The 16,430-nt window shown below is 68.8% G+C and carries 20 protein-coding genes; 8 read left to right on the forward strand and 12 right to left on the reverse strand.

Features of this window, described 5'->3' with window-relative positions; all coding sequences use genetic code 11:
- Positions 1 to 22: 22 nt before the first annotated feature.
- From ABZV31_RS06385 to ABZV31_RS06405, 5 genes are read left to right on the forward strand one after another with little or no spacing between them, the layout of a single operon-like run.
- Positions 23 to 1,498 carry a TnsA-like heteromeric transposase endonuclease subunit gene (locus ABZV31_RS06385; RefSeq protein ID WP_355889035.1) on the forward strand — a complete coding sequence of 492 codons (1,476 nt, stop codon included), beginning with the start codon at positions 23 to 25 and terminating at the stop codon, positions 1,496 to 1,498.
- Positions 1,408 to 2,874 (forward strand): Mu transposase C-terminal domain-containing protein, encoded by a 1,467-nt coding sequence (locus ABZV31_RS06390; protein WP_355889037.1) that lies wholly within the window; start codon positions 1,408 to 1,410, stop codon positions 2,872 to 2,874. The genes ABZV31_RS06385 and ABZV31_RS06390 overlap by 91 nt, the downstream gene beginning before the upstream one ends.
- On the forward strand, positions 2,871 to 3,848 hold the full coding sequence (locus ABZV31_RS06395; RefSeq protein ID WP_355888873.1) for an ATP-binding protein: 978 nt from the start codon (positions 2,871 to 2,873) through the stop codon (positions 3,846 to 3,848). Before ABZV31_RS06390 ends, ABZV31_RS06395 begins: the two co-directional genes overlap by 4 nt.
- A 28-nt stretch (positions 3,849 to 3,876) precedes the next feature.
- Complete coding sequence (locus ABZV31_RS06400; protein WP_355888876.1) at positions 3,877 to 4,515, forward strand: hypothetical protein; 639 nt, start codon at positions 3,877 to 3,879, stop codon at positions 4,513 to 4,515.
- 12 nt (positions 4,516 to 4,527) lie between these two features.
- Complete coding sequence (locus ABZV31_RS06405) at positions 4,528 to 5,322, forward strand: hypothetical protein (protein ID WP_355888879.1); 795 nt, start codon at positions 4,528 to 4,530, stop codon at positions 5,320 to 5,322.
- 143 nt (positions 5,323 to 5,465) lie between these two features.
- Here the strand turns inward: ABZV31_RS06405 and ABZV31_RS06410 are convergent, their stop codons facing one another.
- The 10 genes from ABZV31_RS06410 to ABZV31_RS06455 form a co-directional block, all read right to left on the reverse strand.
- Positions 5,466 to 6,059, reverse strand: coding sequence for a hypothetical protein (locus tag ABZV31_RS06410; protein WP_355888882.1), 594 nt, complete (start codon positions 6,057 to 6,059; stop codon positions 5,466 to 5,468).
- A gap of 78 nt (positions 6,060 to 6,137) precedes the next feature.
- On the reverse strand, positions 6,138 to 7,034 hold the full coding sequence (locus ABZV31_RS06415; RefSeq protein ID WP_355888885.1) for a phytanoyl-CoA dioxygenase family protein: 897 nt from the start codon (positions 7,032 to 7,034) through the stop codon (positions 6,138 to 6,140).
- A gap of 46 nt (positions 7,035 to 7,080) precedes the next feature.
- The gene (locus ABZV31_RS06420; RefSeq protein WP_355888888.1) at positions 7,081 to 8,367 is read right to left on the reverse strand and encodes an MFS transporter; all 1,287 of its coding nucleotides are present in this window, start codon (positions 8,365 to 8,367) and stop codon (positions 7,081 to 7,083) included.
- A 14-nt stretch (positions 8,368 to 8,381) separates the two neighbouring features.
- The gene (locus tag ABZV31_RS06425) at positions 8,382 to 9,941 is read right to left on the reverse strand and encodes an amino acid adenylation domain-containing protein (protein WP_355888890.1); all 1,560 of its coding nucleotides are present in this window, start codon (positions 9,939 to 9,941) and stop codon (positions 8,382 to 8,384) included.
- Positions 9,941 to 10,183, reverse strand: coding sequence for a phosphopantetheine-binding protein (locus tag ABZV31_RS06430; protein ID WP_355888893.1), 243 nt, complete (start codon positions 10,181 to 10,183; stop codon positions 9,941 to 9,943). Before ABZV31_RS06430 ends, ABZV31_RS06425 begins: the two co-directional genes overlap by 1 nt.
- On the reverse strand, positions 10,184 to 11,308 hold the full coding sequence (locus ABZV31_RS06435) for an acyl-CoA dehydrogenase family protein (RefSeq protein WP_355888896.1): 1,125 nt from the start codon (positions 11,306 to 11,308) through the stop codon (positions 10,184 to 10,186). It lies immediately after the preceding gene.
- Complete coding sequence (locus tag ABZV31_RS06440; RefSeq protein ID WP_355888898.1) at positions 11,305 to 11,754, reverse strand: hypothetical protein; 450 nt, start codon at positions 11,752 to 11,754, stop codon at positions 11,305 to 11,307. Before ABZV31_RS06440 ends, ABZV31_RS06435 begins: the two co-directional genes overlap by 4 nt.
- The gene (locus ABZV31_RS06445; protein WP_351031713.1) at positions 11,747 to 12,025 is read right to left on the reverse strand and encodes a hypothetical protein; all 279 of its coding nucleotides are present in this window, start codon (positions 12,023 to 12,025) and stop codon (positions 11,747 to 11,749) included. Before ABZV31_RS06445 ends, ABZV31_RS06440 begins: the two co-directional genes overlap by 8 nt.
- A 31-nt stretch (positions 12,026 to 12,056) precedes the next feature.
- On the reverse strand, positions 12,057 to 12,188 hold the full coding sequence (locus ABZV31_RS06450) for a hypothetical protein (RefSeq protein WP_355888901.1): 132 nt from the start codon (positions 12,186 to 12,188) through the stop codon (positions 12,057 to 12,059).
- Positions 12,189 to 12,678: 490 nt separating this feature from the next.
- Positions 12,679 to 12,840, reverse strand: a complete 162-nt coding sequence (locus ABZV31_RS06455) for a hypothetical protein (protein ID WP_355888904.1) — start codon at positions 12,838 to 12,840, stop codon at positions 12,679 to 12,681.
- Positions 12,841 to 13,094: 254 nt separating this feature from the next.
- On the opposite strand from ABZV31_RS06455, the gene ABZV31_RS06460 reads away from it, so the two are divergent.
- The 3 genes from ABZV31_RS06460 to ABZV31_RS06470 all read left to right on the forward strand — a co-directional run bounded on the left by ABZV31_RS06460 (position 13,095) and on the right by ABZV31_RS06470 (position 15,441).
- Complete coding sequence (locus ABZV31_RS06460) at positions 13,095 to 13,250, forward strand: DUF4236 domain-containing protein (protein WP_355888906.1); 156 nt, start codon at positions 13,095 to 13,097, stop codon at positions 13,248 to 13,250.
- 64 nt (positions 13,251 to 13,314) lie between these two features.
- Entirely contained in the window at positions 13,315 to 14,844 is a 1,530-nt protein-coding gene (locus ABZV31_RS06465; protein WP_355888908.1) for a UDP-N-acetylglucosamine 1-carboxyvinyltransferase, read from the forward strand.
- A 339-nt stretch (positions 14,845 to 15,183) separates the two neighbouring features.
- A complete protein-coding gene (locus tag ABZV31_RS06470; protein ID WP_355888911.1) occupies positions 15,184 to 15,441 on the forward strand; it encodes a hypothetical protein in 258 nt (85 codons plus the stop codon).
- A 49-nt stretch (positions 15,442 to 15,490) separates the two neighbouring features.
- Here ABZV31_RS06470 and ABZV31_RS06475 read toward each other — a convergent pair whose 3' ends face one another.
- Both ABZV31_RS06475 and ABZV31_RS06480 read right to left on the reverse strand, forming a co-directional pair.
- On the reverse strand, positions 15,491 to 15,979 hold the full coding sequence (locus tag ABZV31_RS06475) for a GNAT family N-acetyltransferase (RefSeq protein ID WP_355888914.1): 489 nt from the start codon (positions 15,977 to 15,979) through the stop codon (positions 15,491 to 15,493).
- Entirely contained in the window at positions 15,969 to 16,310 is a 342-nt protein-coding gene (locus ABZV31_RS06480; RefSeq protein WP_355888917.1) for a hypothetical protein, read from the reverse strand. Before ABZV31_RS06480 ends, ABZV31_RS06475 begins: the two co-directional genes overlap by 11 nt.
- Between the last annotated feature and the right edge of the window lie 120 nt (positions 16,311 to 16,430).

Consider the following 16,430-nt stretch of genomic DNA (forward strand, 5'->3'; position numbering starts at 1 on the left):
GGTACGCGCGTACGGCGATCCTGTGCTGGGCGCCTTTGACCTGGACTTCTTCGATAGCGGTCGGCGTCGTCGCACGGCGTTGGGCTCTGGGTGGGGTGTCCGGTTCGAGGACGTACCGCCCGTACGCGGGTTCCGGTGGAACAAGGGTGACCGCAGCTTCGCGGGCTGGTACTACGCGGTGACGACCGGCGGCCATGTGGGCTACGAGTCGTGGCTGGAGCGGGACCAGCTGATCCTGCTGGACTTCGCGCCGGATGTGGTAGGGATCGCCTCACAGCCGTTCTGGCTGCACTGGCGCGAGGAGGAAGAGAAGCGGCGGCACGCGCCGGATTACTTCGTACGGCTGACCGACGGTCGAGCCCGCGTGGTCGATGTCCGGGCTGAGGACGATGTCGACGAGCGGACCGCGGAAGCGTTCGTCGCGACCGAGCGGGCCTGTTCGGCGGTGGGTTGGGAGTTTGCTCACGCCGGTGTCCCGGATCCGGTGTTCATGGCGAATCTGCGGTGGCTGGCCCGCTACCGGCACGGGCGGTGCGGCCGTGAGAGCGATGTCGTCGAGCGTCTGGTGGAGGTCTTCCGGCAGCCTCATGGGCTGCGGGCGGGAGCCGAGGAGGTGGGAGATGTCCTGCGGGTCCTGCCCGCGCTGTTCCACCTGCTCTGGGCGGGGGTCCTTCGCGCTGACCTTGGTGATGCTCTGCTGAGTAGTGGCACGGTGGTGCACACGTCTGAAGGTCCTGTGGTCGGGCGGCAGCAGGGAGACCGGGGGCATGGTCTGCTGCGTCCGAGACGGGACACACGCGGTGAGGGGAGCCAGATGCGCAGGCTGTCGAGGCCGGCGACGGTAGGAGTGGGCGATCGGGTCCGGTTTGCCGGTCAGGAGCGGGCGGTGCTCGCGGTGTCCGCCCGTGCGGTGAAACTGGCTGCCGAGGACGAGCCGCTGCGGGAGGTTCCGCTGGCGGTGCTGCTGAGGGATGAGGGCTTCGAGGTGCTCGGCAGCCCGGTGCGGATGCCGCTGCCGCCGGTGTCGCTGCTGGAGGCGCTTCCGGAGCACGCGCGGGAGAAGGCTCTGTGGTGGGAGGATCACATCCTGGAAGTTCTGCACGGCGTCGATCCGAATCGGGATGAGGATGCCGGACCGCGGCCTGAGTACGATCCGGCCCGCCATTCGCTGACCGCGCGGGAGCGGGCGAAGGCGGCGGAGCTGACGGCCGCGGGCTACCGGGTCAGCGTGAGTACGTCGGCAACTTCCGGCGCCGCTACCAGGCCGAGGGGCTGCTGGGGCTCGCCGACCGCCGACCGGTGCGCAAGAAGCCGGAGTTCGGGTCGGTCGACGCCGCGGTGGTCGAGGCCATGCGGCAGGCGCTCAAGGAGGGAGTCGACGACTCCACCCGCACCGGGACCTACGTCATCTGGAGGACCGGCGAGATCCTGCGGGAGAACGGCGAGGCGGTGGAACTGCCGTCGCAGTCAACGCTCTACCGGCTGCTGGCCAAGCTGACCTACGGCAAACCGGTCTCGGCGACGGCCCGCAACCGCCGCTCACGCGCCCACGGGGCGAAGACGCCGTTCGGGCAGTGGACGGTGTTCGCGCCGGGCGAGGTGGTGCAGATCGACTCCACCCCGCTGGACGTGCTGGTCCGCCTGGACGACGGGGTGGTGGGCAAGATCGAGCTCACCGGCATGGTCGATGTCGCGACCAGGACGGTGCCCGCGGCGGTGCTGCGGCCCACCACGAAGTCGGTTGACGCGAGCATGCTGCTGGCCCGTGCACTCACCCCCGAGGTGATGCGGCCGGGCTGGGTGGACGCCCTGCGGATGTCGAGGTCGGTGCTGCCCTATCGTCGGCTGCTGGACATCGACGAGCGCCTTGAGCACGCGGCTGCGAAGCCGGTGATCGTGCCGGAGATGATCGTCTGTGACCACGGGAAGGTGTTCATCTCCCGGAACTTCAAGGCGTCCTGCCGCTTCCTGGAGATCGACTTCCAGCCCACGCACAAGGCGTCCCCGTTCCAGAAGGGGCACGTGGAGAAGATGCTGGACTCCGTCGGCACGCTCTTCGCGCAGTTCGTCGCCGGCTACACCGGCCGCAGCACCGACCACCGCGGCCGCAACCTGGACAAGCAGCCCCTGTGGTCGCTGCCTGAACTGCAGGAGCTTCTCGACGAATGGCTCGTCGCGACGTGGCAAAATCGCGAACACGATGGTCTGCGTGACCCGTTGCACCCGGGCCGCTCGTTCACGCCGAACGAGAAGTACGCCGCGCTGGTCGAGGCCTGCGGCTACGTCCCGGTCGCGCTGAGCGCCGAGGACTACGTCGAGTTGCTGCCGTCGACCTGGCGGGCGGTGAACGACTACGGCATCAGGATCAAGCGCCGCACCTACGACGGGCCGGGCCTGATCCGCCGTCAGCACTCCGGCGTCGCGGAGAAGAAGGGGCTGTGGGAGGTCCATCACGACCCCTACGACATCTCCCGGATCTGGGTACGCAATCACCACGGCGAGGGCGAGTGGATCGGGGCGACCTGGAAGCACCTGCGTCACACCCCGGTTCCCTTCGGTGAACTGGCCTGGGACCACGCTGCCCAGGGCCTGCCCAAGGGCACCGAGGCGGAGATCGCGGAGGCCGCCGCAGCTCTGCTGACGCGGGCCCATGCGGGTCCGGAACAGGGTGGGGCGGGCAAGCCGAAGAAACGTACGCGGCGGGAGAAGCAGGTGGCCGCCCGCACCAAGGCGACCCCGCCGGTTCCAACGCCGGCGCCTGTCACCGAGCCCGACCCGGCTCCTGAAGCCGTGGCGGAGGAAGAGACGCCGCTGGCCAAGGTGATCCCGCTGGGCCTGTTCGATCCTCTCGCCGATCCCTGGAAGCGTTCATGACCGCACCGCACGACCCGCTCGCCCCCTTCGCCAACGGTCCGCGCGAGCCCGAGCGGCATCTGACGAGCCTGTCCGGCTGGCGGTCCTTCGTCGACGATCAGCCCGTCATACCCGCGCTGCTGAGTGCGGCCGAGCGGGCAGCACTCAGCCCGGCGGAGCTGACCCGCTACGACGAGGACCGACTGGACCATCACACCCGGCTGCTGGTGGTGGCGACGTCAACCGTCCAGCACACCGTCACCTGCGGCCGCCGCCTGGTCCTGCTGAACCGGCACGCGGTCAGCGCCCGGCGCGGGTTGATCGTCTCCGGTCCGGCCGGCACGGGGAAGACCACCGCGATCACCCAGCTCGGCCGGGCCCACGAGCTCCTCGACCGAGCCCGCCATCCCGGAGTGAGCGACCGCATCCCGGCCGTCTACATCACCGTCCCGCCCGCCGCGACGGCCCGGATGGTGGCGGTGGAGTTCGCCCGTTTCCTCGGCCTGCCGGTCCGCGTCCGCTCGAACATCACCGACATCCTGGGCCTGGTCCTCGTCGACGAGCTGCACAACATCTCGCTGACGACCAGGTCCGGCGCCGAGGTCTCCGACACCTTGAAGTACTTCTCCGAGCGTATTCCCGCCACGTTCGTCTACGCAGGGATCAACGTCGAGCGGGCGGGGTTGTTCGACGGCACCCGCGGCGAGCAGATCGCCGGACGTTTCACTCTCGTCCCCACCGCGCCGTTGCCCTACAACACGGAATGGCAGGGGTTGGTGGCCACCTTGGAAGACTCGCTGCGGTTGCACGACCACCAGCCCGGCAGCCTCACCGCTCTCGACCGGTATCTGCATGACCGCACCGACGGCATGATCGGCTCCCTGTCCCACCTGATCAGAGGCGCTGCCCTAGACGCAATCCTGACCGGCAGCGAGAAGATCACGAAGGCGAGTCTCCAAGCGGTCCCTCTTGACCACAGTTCGGAATCCAGCTGACCACCGCGCAGAAAGGCATCGCCCCGCCATGTCGTCCGGTATCGCCGACGAACGTCCCGCGGCTCCGCTTCCCATGCGTATCCGTCCGCACCTGGACGAGAGCACCGAGAACTACATCAGGCGCCTGGCCAAGGCCAACCACCTTCGGCCCAGTGCCCTGCACGCGATCGCCTGTGGTCCGCCCAACTGGACCGGAAAGCCCCGTCTCGACCGCCTCGCCGTCCTCACCGGCCATCCGGCCGACCACCTCAACCTGGCCCTGACGGACGCCGTTGTTGCCCGTCGGCGGACCACCGTCACCGGCCAGTACCAGCGACTGCCCCGGGGCACCTACCTGCTTTATCGAGCCATCCGCAAGGACGCGGAAGCCGGTCTCTCGCTGCGGCATCTCGCCCAGCGGCACGGCGTCAGCCGGCGCATCGTCCGCGCGGCCCTGACCGCCGTGATGCCGCCCGCCCGTGAACGCCCGAGCCGCTACCGGAAGACCCCGGTCATCGCCTCGGTCCGGCACATCGTCATCCCGATGATCACGCGGAACGTGAGCGCGAAGGAGATCTGGAAGACGCTCATGGACGACCACGGCATCTCGATCTCCTTCTCCACGCTCAACGCCTACGTCCGCAACCAGCGGACCGGCTACCGCGACCCGACCCCACCGACCTGCTGAGACCGCCTGCTGATGCCTTCCCCCGACTACCGTCCGCTGGTCCGGCTCCCCGTCCAGGTCCGCCCCGTCGCCGGAGAGCGCGCGAGGTCCTTCATCGCGCGTCTGGCCGCCGTCAACCATCTCAAGGCCGACCACCTGCGAACCTTTCTCTGCGAGCCGCCACTGCACCGCGGCCACCCCAGCTGGAGCCGCCTGGCCGCTGTGACTGGCCGTGACCCGGACGCCCTGCGCGAGATCCTCGACCGCACGCACTGCGCAGAGTGCGGCAAGTCCACCGTCGGCAGCAGTCACAAACAGACCTGTTCACAGGCCTGCCGACAGAAGGTCTACCGGCGGCGGCACCCGAAACCGGACAAGCAGCAGACCGTGACGTGTCTGTTCTGTGGCAAGAAGCTGATCATCGCCGTCCATGGAGAAACGCGTCGCTGGTGTTCGGCGAGCTGCCGTCAGAGGGGCTACAGGCAACGGCAGCGGGAACGGGCCGAAGCTCTGGCGACGCAGCCCACTTGCGACGAGTGCGACACCCCACTCGGCCCCGGCAGCCGACGACGCTGGTGCTCGAAGATCTGCAGCCACCGGGCCTACCTACGTCGCCGGATCGAACGAGGCGAATCCCCACTGCCGACACCCGATCCAAAGGCACCGCCCCGAGAACAGCCGACGATCTGCGCCTATTGCTCGGGCCCCTTGCTGCCAGGGCGCAAGAACCAGATACGCCTCACATGCTCAGCAACCTGCCGCACATACCTCTACCACCGACGCAAAAAGGAGCGACTCACCCAAGAACACTTGGCCCACGAACCCTGACCGCCACCAGCAGCCGGGGCGGCGAACCCGCCAAGCCGACACGACGCAGAACCCGACGAAGGACACCGTGCTCCATCTGCTCCACCGCGAACCCTTGAGCGGGGCCAGACACCACCACGTCGCGGATCTTGCGGACGCGCAGGTCAACAGGTATTCGTCTCTTCGGAGGCGGACCCCCGGCCTGCTGCTTTGACTTCGGCAAGCGAATGGAACCTGCGGACCCGGTTGGGTCGCGAGGTCTCGACAACCGGACGCAGATGCCACCGCGCCGTGGGCGTATGCGGGTTCCGGTCCGGTGATGTGTCGGAGACGGCGACGATGTCGTCCTCGTACGCCTCCGTGAACACGTATCCCATGCTCGGGTTGCCCAGCACGGGGCAGTAGTCCACCGCAATCCGGAGGCACTCGGCATGGATGGCGGCAGAGGACACCACCGCCGACCCGTCCCGCGGCTCCTGAAGGGCCAACCACGCCGTGGTGCCCAGATCGTTCTCGCACACCTGGCAGCCCCAGAGCCGGCGGCACAGCTCCGCCTTCACCCGCTCGATCTCGCGGAAGAGCGGCTGGCCGTCGCCCATGGGGGTGACCCAGGGAAAGGGCAGCCCGCCCACCACCGGGCGCGGCAGTCCAGCGGGGTTCTGGAACTCCTCGCCCTTGTAACGCGGCGGATGGACGTACACGACGTCTTTCATCCGCTGGCCGTCCGGCCGGTCCCGCAGGTAGACAACTCTCTGCATGCTCTCCTTGGTCCTTTCCCAGGTCCCGCGGCGTCGCTCTCGCCGAGCACGGTCACGCCCGGTGCCCGTGTCCCGGGTTCACCGGGCGACGGTGCCTTCCTTCAGGCGTGCGATCATGCGCTCGGTCGTGACGATGGGGGTCTCGACGACGGAGGCGGAGCCGGAGGTAACGCCGGGTTGGTCGTTCCACGTCTCGTGGCCGGCGAACGCAATGGTCTCGCCGGGCGAGTACCGCGGCAGCGGACGGTAGTTGTTCACATCTTCGACGGGTTCGCCGCGCACCAGGACCGGATCCAGGTAGAGCCCCTGGCTCTCGATGCGGGTGGAGGTGGCGATGTACCCGATGTCCAGCCCGCAGCGCCGCTTCGGTGAGGTGTTCGCCTCCGAGCAGTGCAGCAGGTGGGGGTGGTGGATCGAGACGTCCCCGGGGTTCAGCTCGATGTCGACGATGCCCCGCTCCTCGGCCCACTGGCGTACCAGTCCGCCGTCGGCTTCCGAGAACAGCATGTTGGGCTTGTCGGTGCGCAGGTTCGGTTCGTACAAGGGCAGTTCGTGGCTGCCGGGGATCATGCGCAGACAGCCGTTCTCGGTGGTGCTCTCGTCGACGGCCAGCCACACCGTGAGAGCGTTCATCGGTGCGAGCTTCCAGTACGCGCCGTCCTGGTGCCAGAGCACTGGTTGGCCGTCGTAGGGCGGCTTGCAGATGTAGTGCGCGGTGAAGCAGGCGAGGTCGGGGCCGAGGAAGTACTCACCGATGTCCACGAGCCGCGGGTCCGATATGAGACGGACCCAGAACGCGTCGTTGCGGATCAGCGGGTGGTGGAAGTGCTCGGGACGTAGTTGCGGGTACTTGGCCGTGAGCCAGTCGACGTGTTCGCGTGCTTCTTCGAGGAGGTCCTCGGGGATGACGTTGCGAATGATGGCGAAGCCGTGCTCCGCGTAGTCGGCAGCGGCCTGTTCCAGCGCGTTGGTCATGCGTGTCTCCAGTTGATCACGGTACTTCTGTGTGTGCTTGCGGGCTTCAGCCGCGGACCTCCCACTCTTCGGGGAGTCTGCTGTGGCGGCGTATGGGGGACAGAAGCAGCAGAACGAGCGGCACGCCCATGGCCACGGCTCCCGCCCACAGAGCCGTGCCGGTGGACCAGTGGTTGGCGATCAGGCCGCCGGCGAGGGCCCCCAGAGGTGTGGCCCCTTGGACGACGACGCTGTATGCGGCCGTGACCCGGCCCATGTACTCGTTCGGGGTCACCCGGGCCCGCAGTCCGGCCGTGGACACCGACCGGCCCACGATGGCGACGCCGATGAGGACCTCCGCCAGCGCTATGAGCGGCACGGCGACGCCTCGGAAGACGCCGGCGAGGGGAGCCGCCACCACGGCGAACGGTGCCAGGGCGGAGAAGATGAGCGTCATCCGGATCTCACCGAACCGGCGCCGCAGTCGTGGAGCCAGGAGAGAGGCAGCGAACCCGGCCAGGGCGCCGAGCGTGGACAGCAGGCCGAACATCCAGGTCGAGATGCCGATCTCCTTGAGAAGGAAGACCGGCAGCATGGCCAGGATGATGCCCGCGCCGATGTTGTTCATGGCGGCCTGGTTGAGGAGCAGGCGGAGCAGGGGCTGCTTGAACAGGACGCCCATACCGTCCGCGATCTCACGGCGGAACTTGCGCTCGGGCGTGGTCCTGCCTCGCGCGACGTCCCCGGACGGGTGGATACGTCGTACCAGCAGGAGCGACATCAGGTGGCAGAGCCCGACGAAGCAGTAGAGAACAGGTGCGGCGATGCTCTGTGTCACCACGCCCGCGACGCTGGGGGAGATCGCCTGAATGGTGGTCTGGGAGGTCTGCAGCCGGGCGTTGCCGTCTGCCACTCGCCGTCTGGGCAGCACGTACGGCAGCACGCTGCTGTGGGCCACTTCGAAGAAGACCCCGGCCATGCTGACCACCAGGGCCACCACGATCAACTGGGCCACGGTGAGGACGTCCAGGAAATAGGCGACCGGGATGCTGCCGAAGGCGACGGCGTAGGCGACGTCTGCCCAGACCATCACCGGCTTCTTGCGCCAGCGGTCGATCCAGACGCCGGCGGGCAGACCAACCGTCAGGAATCCCGCCCGGCTGCAGACGAAGATCAGACTCATCACCAGCGGACGCGCGTGCAGCAGCAGGAGCGCGGTGACGGGCAGGGCGAACCCGGCGACCTCGGAGGCCGCGTACCTAAAACCGTTCGCGGCCCACAGGCGCCGGAAGTTGGGGACCTTGAGGACCTCGGTGGCGTCGTCGTCGGCGGCGAGGGCAGGCGGGAGCGTCACGGTTCTTCCCTCCGTCAGCGGATGATCGTAAGGCTGGGGATCTCACCCAGCGTCGGTCGTGCTGCCAACTCCGCCAGCACCTTGCGGTCGACCTTCCCGTTGGAGTTCCGCGGCAGTTCGTCCGCGACCAGCAGGATGCGCTGCGGGATCATGTAGTGCGGGAGCCGGGCGCGCAGCAGGTCGGGCAGTTCTTTGACGTCGTCGGGGTGGTCCGCGGTGACGAACGCGGTGATCAGGTTGGAGAAGACGGCGTCCGGTGTCGCCACGGCGACGCATTCTCGGACGCCGCCGAGCGCGCGAAGGTGCCGCTCGATCTCTCCGAGTTCGACACGGAAGCCGCGCGACTTGATCTGTGCGTCCTCGCGACCGATGAACTCGAGTTCTCCCGACGGCGTCTCCCGGACGAGATCGCCGCTGGCGTACCATGACCGCCCGTCCGCGGTCCGGACGAACGCCCGGGCCGTCTGGTCGGGATCGAGGTAGCCCTCCATCAGCATGGCGCCCCGGACCAGGAGTTGGCCCGCAGAGCCCGGCTCCACCGGTTCCAGTCGCTCGTCCACCACGGCGATCTCGGCGCCGGGAAGCACCCGCCCGATGGGGATGACGGCATGGGCCAGCTGCATACCGCGGACCTCATGGAACGTGCACACGTTGCTCTCGGTGGGGCCGTACACGTTGAGCAGCCGCAGCCCGGGCACGGCCGACAGCAGTACGTTCACGTCGTCGGGCTGCAGCACCTCGCCGCCGACCACCGCCGCACGCAGTGTCCCGAGCTCCGGCAGCAGGTCCTTGCCCCGGCGGGTGAGCCAGGCCAGGGTCGACGTCACGGCGTACCAGACGGTCCCGCCGACCTGCCGGCAGAAGTCGATGTAGGCGGCGGGAAACGGTGCCGCCGACGCGGGCATCAGCGCGACCGCGGCACCCACCCGGGCGGCACCGAAGAGGTGCAGCGTCGTGGGGTCGAAGTGCAACGGTGCGGAGTTGATGATGACGTCACGCGCGGTGAGCCCGAGTTCCTGGACCGACCAGTCGACGAAGGCCGAGGCGCTCGCATGGGTGTGCACCACGCCCTTGGGAACGCCGGTGCTGCCGGAGGTGTGCAGTACGTAGGCGAGATCAGCGACCGGCGCGCGCGGTGCGTCCTGCGGGATCGCGCACCACAGCGCGTCGGCCCCTTCGAAGCTGGCGGTCAGGGGTTGCCAGACGAGCTGCGGCATGACCGTACGCCACTGGTCCCGGGCTTCGGCGTCCGCCACCAGTGCCCGAGGGCGGCTGCGCCCGACGATGAGTTCGGCCCTGGTGATGGGGCCGTCCGGATCGACGGGCACGTAGCCGGCCCCGGAGCGGAGGATGCCGTGGACGGTCGCCACCGCGAGGGCGTTCTTCGCCCCGTGCCAGACGACGCAGTCCCCAGGCCGGACGCCCAGCTCTCGCAGGGCCCCCGCGATGTGCTCCGCGCCGGCGTCCAGTGCCTCGTACGTGAGCGTGATCGTCCCGTCCATGTCGGCGGGACGGTCGCCGTGGCGCGCGGCGGTCGCGCGAAGGTCGTCCACAAGGGATCGTCCGGGAGCCATCAGCAGCCCTTGGTCTTCAAGAACGCGCGGATGGCGGTCGGGCTCTCGAAGTTGGCCGGCACCACCTCCGCGTCCCGGATGGTGACGGGGAATTCCTTCTCGAGGAGCGCGACCAGGCTCAGCAGTGACAGGGAATCGATGATCCGCTCAGCTATGAGCTGGGTGTCCTCGGAGACCCGGGCGCCCGGCGCCACCTCCCGCACCGCGGCAACGACGGACTCGAGCACAGTGTCCTGTGTCATCTACAAACCCAGCCCTTCGGCAATGATCTTCATCTGCATGTCGGAGGTTCCGGAGTAGTACCGGCTGGCCACCGCGTCGGCCGTCAGCGTCATGGCCTCTGTCTCGGGCAGCAGCGCGTAACCGCCGTACACATCGGGGAGTTCGTGGCAGAACCGGTTGAACGCGGTGCTCACGTGTAGCTTCGTCAGCGACGACCGGCCATGGTCCAGGGAGTCCTCATCCGCTGCACGAGCTGTGGCATACAGCACCTCGCGCGCGCTCATCAGACTCAGGTGCATCCGGACCAGGCGCTGTCGAATCGTGTCGTACGTGCTGAGCGGCTGCCCGAACTGCTTGCGTGCCCGCGCGTGTTCGACTGCGCGACGCAGCGCCCGGGCCATGAGCCCCAGGACCGGAGCCAGGATGAAGGCACGCTCGTGGCGCATCGCATGCATGAGCGCGGCGAACCCGCAGCCGGTTCCGCCGAGCTGGTCCTTGTCGTCGACCATGCAGTCGTCCAGGAGCAGCGAACCGAGCTGAGCCCCTTCCAGGGCGGCCTTGTCGATGTCCTTGCCGATCCGCAGGCCCGGGGTGCCGCGAGGGACGAGGAAGGCGGTCAGCCCGGAGAGGGCACTGCCCTCGGCGGTGCGGGCCAGGATCACGAAGACGTCGGCGGTGGGCCCGTTGGTGACGAAGGTCTTGGAGCCGTTCAGCTGCCACCGCCCGTCGGCGTCCCGCTCGGCGCGGGTCTGCAGCGACAACAGGTCCGAGCCCGAGTCGTACTCCGTGGCTGCGAAGGCGCCGACGGCCCTTCCCTCGATGAGCGGCGTCAGGTACCTGGAGTGCTGGTCTGGGGTACCGAATGCGAGCAGCGGTTCCTGACACGCCCACATCTGAGCCGCCATCGCGAAGGGCAGGCCGCTTCGACCGCTCTCCTCAGCGAACGCCTCCAGGGCGAGGCAGGCAGCCTCGTAGCCGGTGCCGGTACCGCCCGCCGTTGCGGGTACGGGCAGGGCCAGTAGCCCTTGACCGGCCGCCTCACGCCAGGCGGTGGCACCCTCCGGTGATTTGCCGGCCCAGTCCCGCAGCCCGGCCAGCCAGTCGGCGAACTCCGCGCTGTGTGGCGATGTCGCGCGCTCCATCATGTGCGCCTGTCTCCTTCCACGACGGCCCACTTGAACGCCTGATGGGATTCCGACAGCCCGAACTGGTCGAAGGCTGCGGGACGTTGCCCCAGCGGGGCCAGTGCGAGCAGTTCCCTCTCGGTGCCCACGGCGCGGCCGGTCTCCAGCCAGGCTAGGATGTCCTCCGCGACGCCGGCCCCTCGGACGCTCGGCCGTAGCTTGATCTCGTGGAGCATCAGCCGGTCCCTTCCGCCGGGGCGCAGTCGGCCGAGGGCGGTGAGTGCGAAGGCCGCGACCATCTCACCGTCGGACTCGGCCACATAGTGCGTCGTCCCGGGTGCTGTGGGCGGGTCCGCGAGTCGTGCCGCGAACTCCTCGACGTCGCCGAATCCGTAGAGTTCACGGATGGCCCGGGCGTCCGCGACCGTGGCCTCGCGGATGGTCCGCGACGGTTTGGCTTCAGCCACCGGCCACCGCCGACATGATCATCACCGTGCTGTTCGGCGCCACCGCGACATCCAGTGATCCGAGATCACGGATATTGTCCTCACCGATGTAGACACTGACGAAGGGCAGAAGGGCGCCGGACTTGTCCTCCATGCGCACGCGCAGTGTCGGATGCCGCTCGTAGACCTTGTCGATGATCTCCTGGAAGGTGCCGGCGGGCACCCGGAACTTGCTCTCGCCGTCGGCGAACTGGGCGAGCGGGGTCGAGAGGACGACTTCTACCTCGGGCACGGCGTACTCCTCACTCGGATAAGGCCTGTCGTCATTCAGAGGCGCTGACGCTTCGGGAGGAGTGCAGTTCCCGGTAGGTCTCCCAGCGGCTGATGGCGTCCCTGAGCTGGGAGTCGTAGTCGGCGTCCTTGACGAACCCATGGCCCCGCTCATCGCGAAGCATGGCCGCGCGGGCGCTCTCATGGCCCCTCAGGCTCCGCATGATCGGGCGCAGGTGCTCGAGAGCGAAGTACGAGTCCTTGCTGGGCGAGGAAGAGTTCGTACCGAAGATGTACGACCTGCGCGCGACCCGTCGATCTCGGCGTGCGCGAACTCGTCCCCGCCCCCGCCGATCCGCCCCAACCCGCTCCCCGGCGGCGTCTTCTCGCGTACCCGGCCATCGCACCCAAGAGCCTGGACCAGCGCCACCTCGTCTGAGAGAAGCGGTCCCGACGGCCGTGCGGATCGTCGGGCCGACGTCGACCGCCTCACCGCGCCACCCGCGCACACGATCGAGCTTGCCGGCGTCCTCGCACCGGGCCTCTGATCGCTCACCTGGGCACTGCGGGCTCCGTAGGGACCGCTCAACCTTCGCTGAGAATCGCTCAACCTTCACTGCGACGGGCCACTTGCCGTGGCGCGCGCCGACTCTGCGGGGAGCCGAGAGCCCGACGTCAGGCGGCCTGCGGCCAGTCCCGGCCGAGCCACAGGAAGAGGCCGCGCCGGTCACCGACCGCGCGGATCCCGGAGGTCCCGGCCGTCGGCGGCGTGAAGATCCGGATCGTGAAGATCCGGATCGCCTCGCTCTCGAAGCTGCGGCCCGTGGGCGCGGGCATCCGGGGAGGGGTGCCCCGACGGGTTCCACGCCGGGGCACCCGGGCCGCCACCCGGTCGCCTCGCACGCGGACACGGGGCGAACCAGGGGCGAACTCGGGGCGAAATCAGGGCGAACAAGGGGCGAACTCGGGGCGTACACCCATCAGTCCGCCAACTCGGGGCATCCGAAGGGGACCTGGCATGCCCCACGAGGCCTGGAAGGAGGCACCGCATGCCCCTCACGTTCCGCAAGCGTTTTCGGTTCCTCCCCTGAGTGCGGCTGAACATCAACAAGCGCTCCTGGTCCATCACCACCGGCGGCAGGAACGGCCCGCGGCACACGCACAGCAGTACGGGACGTAGTGCGATATCAATGGATTTGCCCGGATCTTTCGGGTGGCGTCGCACCCGTAGCAGTAGGCGCCACTGACGGTCCATCACCTCAATGGACCCCCCAGGAGGCACCATCTCATATCTGAGATAGCCTCAACCCCATGGCAGACGACTACCTCGTACGCATCGGCAAGCTCATCCGTGACGCCCGGCAACACCGGGGCTGGACACAGGCCCAGCTGGCCGAGGCGCTCGGCACCAGCCAGAGCGCCGTCAATCGCATCGAGCGCGGCAACCAGAACATCAGCCTTGAGATGATCGCCCGAATCGGTGAAGCCCTGGACAGTGAGATCGTCTCCCTGGGCTACGCGGGCCCGATGCACCTGCGGGTGGTCGGTGGTCGTCGGCTGTCCGGCGCCATCGACGTGAAGACGAGCAAGAACGCGTGCGTGGCGCTGCTGTGCGCCTCGCTGCTCAACCAGGGGCGCACGGTGCTGCGCCGGGTGGCCAGGATCGAGGAGGTGTACCGCCTCCTGGAGGTGCTGGGCTCGATCGGCGTCCGCACCCGCTGGATCAACGACGGCACCGACCTGGAGATCGTGCCGCCGGCCGACCTCGACCTGGAGGCCATCGACGCCGACGCCGCCCGCCGCACGCGGTCCATCATCATGTTCCTCGGCCCGCTGCTGCACCGAATGGACCGCTTCAAGCTGCCGTACGCGGGCGGTTGCGACCTCGGGACGCGGACCATCGAGCCGCACATGATCGCGCTGCGCCGGTTCGGGCTGGACATCGCGGCCACCGAGGGCCAATACCACGCCGAGGTGGACCGGTCCGTCCGCCCGGACCGGCCGATCGTGCTGACCGAGCGCGGCGACACCGTGACCGAGAACGCACTGCTCGCGGCCGCCCGCCACGACGGCGTCACCGTCATCCGCAACGCGTCCTCCAACTACATGGTCCAGGACCTGTGCTTCTTCCTGGAGGCGCTGGGCGTGAAGGTCGAGGGCATCGGCACCACCACGCTCACCGTGCACGGCATGCCGACCATCGACGTCGACGTGGACTACTCCCCCTCCGAGGACCCGGTGGAGGCGATGAGCCTGGTGGCCGCCGCCGTCGTCACCGAGTCGGAGCTGACGGTGCGTCGGGTGCCCATCGAGTTCCTCGAGATCGAGCTGGCGGTCCTGGAGGAGATGGGCCTGGACCACGACCGCAGCCCGGAGTACGTCGCCGACAACGGCCGCACCCGGCTGGTGGACCTCACCGTCCGGCCCTCCAAGCTGGAGGCGCCGATCGACAAGATCCACCCGATGCCGTTCCCGGGCCTGAATATCGACAACGTCCCGTTCTTCGCGGCCATCGCGGCCTCCGCGGAGGGCAAGACGCTCATCCACGACTGGGTCTACGACAACCGCGCCATCTACCTGACGGACCTCAACCGCCTCGGCGGGCGCCTGCAGCTGCTGGACCCCCACCGGGTCCTGGTCGAGGGCCCGACCCGCTGGCGCGCCGCCGAGATGATGTGCCCGCCCGCACTGCGCCCCGCCGTGGTCGTCCTGCTGGCGATGATGGCGGCCGAGGGCACGTCCGTGCTGCGCAACGTGTACGTCATCAACCGCGGTTACGAGGACCTCGCCGAGCGTCTCAACTCGATCGGGGCGCAGATCGAGACCTTCCGGGACATCTGAATGGCGAATGCCGCCGCACCCTGTCCGACCTGCAAGAATGCGGGTCAGGAGGGGGCGCGGCGGCACGCTGGTACTGCCGGCCGACCACGCACGGGGCTTCGCAGAGTTCGCCGCGGCCAAGGCGACCGACGAGGACCCGGACGAAGTCACCCTGCTCGCCTACGCCCAGAGTGCCGGGCTCGAGGCCCTGGTTCCCGTGGCCGGTCTCGCCTATCACTCCAATCCCGTGAGCCTCGCGGGCAACGATGCGCTCGGGCCGCGCAGTTCGGTCCGCTTCGCCAGCGACCTGCCGGGGCCGGCGGACTTCGCCGACCCCGTCATGGGAGCATCGCGGCAGCGATGCCCCTGGGCCGCCGGGCCCTGCGCAAGGGCGTCGCCGTACGGAAAATCGTGCAGGCGGCGGCGCTCGACGACCTGGAGGCACGGGACTACGTGCAGGAACTGGTGCAGCGCGGAGCCCATATCGGGATAACCGACGCTCCGGGGGACTGGGTGCTCATCCTCGACCGCAATGTGGTCGTCAGGCCGGCCGACGGGACGCGGCGGGCGGCCGGACGCCGCGCGTCCTGCGGCGCCCGCGCGAGGTCGCACGGCTGATCACCGCCTTCGACGCCGTGTGGGCCGATGCCCGGGACCTGCCTACCGGTCACTGAGCGTCCAGCGTCATATGGACCACCCGCTGCCGGCACTCGTCTGCGCCGGGTTGGTCGTCGGCGACGAACCCCATTCGCTCGTATAGCCGGACAGCCGCGACGTTGTCGCTGTAGACCCCCAGCTCCAGCCGGCGCAGGCCCACATCTCCGAAGGCGACCTCCAAGACCTGTCGCAGCATCTCGCCGGCCAGCCCGCGTCGGCGCGCCTGCGGCGCAATCAGCACCCGGCCCAGCCGACCGCTGCGTGCCGGGAAGTCGACACGGAGCGACGCGTGCCCCACGGCCTGCCCCCGCCCGTCCCACGTGGTCCAACTGCGGCGACCCGGTGTGCGTGTCTCGGCCAGGTATGCGGCAAGCTGCGCCTCGTCCAAGGGCCAGCGGAAGGCGTCCCCGGCCCACAGGCGCATCGCGCTGCTGCTGCCCACCCAGGACAGCAGCAGCGCGATGTCGTCACCGGTAAAGGGACGGAGATCAACGGTCACGGGCTGCCCGCGCTTCCTCACGGCCGCGCGCGTCGGTGATGCCGAACGCATCGCCGAAGTGTTCATTGTGGCAGTTCGCGGAGGCCACGGCCTGCACGATCCCCTCCGCGACGCCGACTGCCATCTCCCACTTGAGTTGCTGCGAGCGCTGCGCGGAGGCCAGGAACTTCCCGGAGAGGTCGTCACCCGGTGCTTTTTCCTTGGCGGTGACCAGCTCGTCGAGATAGTTCCTCAGCTTCTCCGCAACGCCGTGCCGCTCAGCCGGAGATGCTGCCCGGCTGACCATCGTCGCGGTGCAGCCCTGGAAGAACCCACGGTCGCCGTAGGGCACGGGGTGGATTCAACCGGGTTGCGTCCTGGGAAGTGGTGTACGGATTCGCCTGATCCGGGGGGTTGCCTCGGCGTCGGAGTGGGGGCCCGGATATGAGAACGGCCACCGGCTGATCCTTCG

The organism is Streptomyces sp. NPDC005202 (genome assembly GCF_040608235.1).
Taxonomy (GTDB): Bacteria; Actinomycetota; Actinomycetes; order Streptomycetales; family Streptomycetaceae; genus Streptomyces.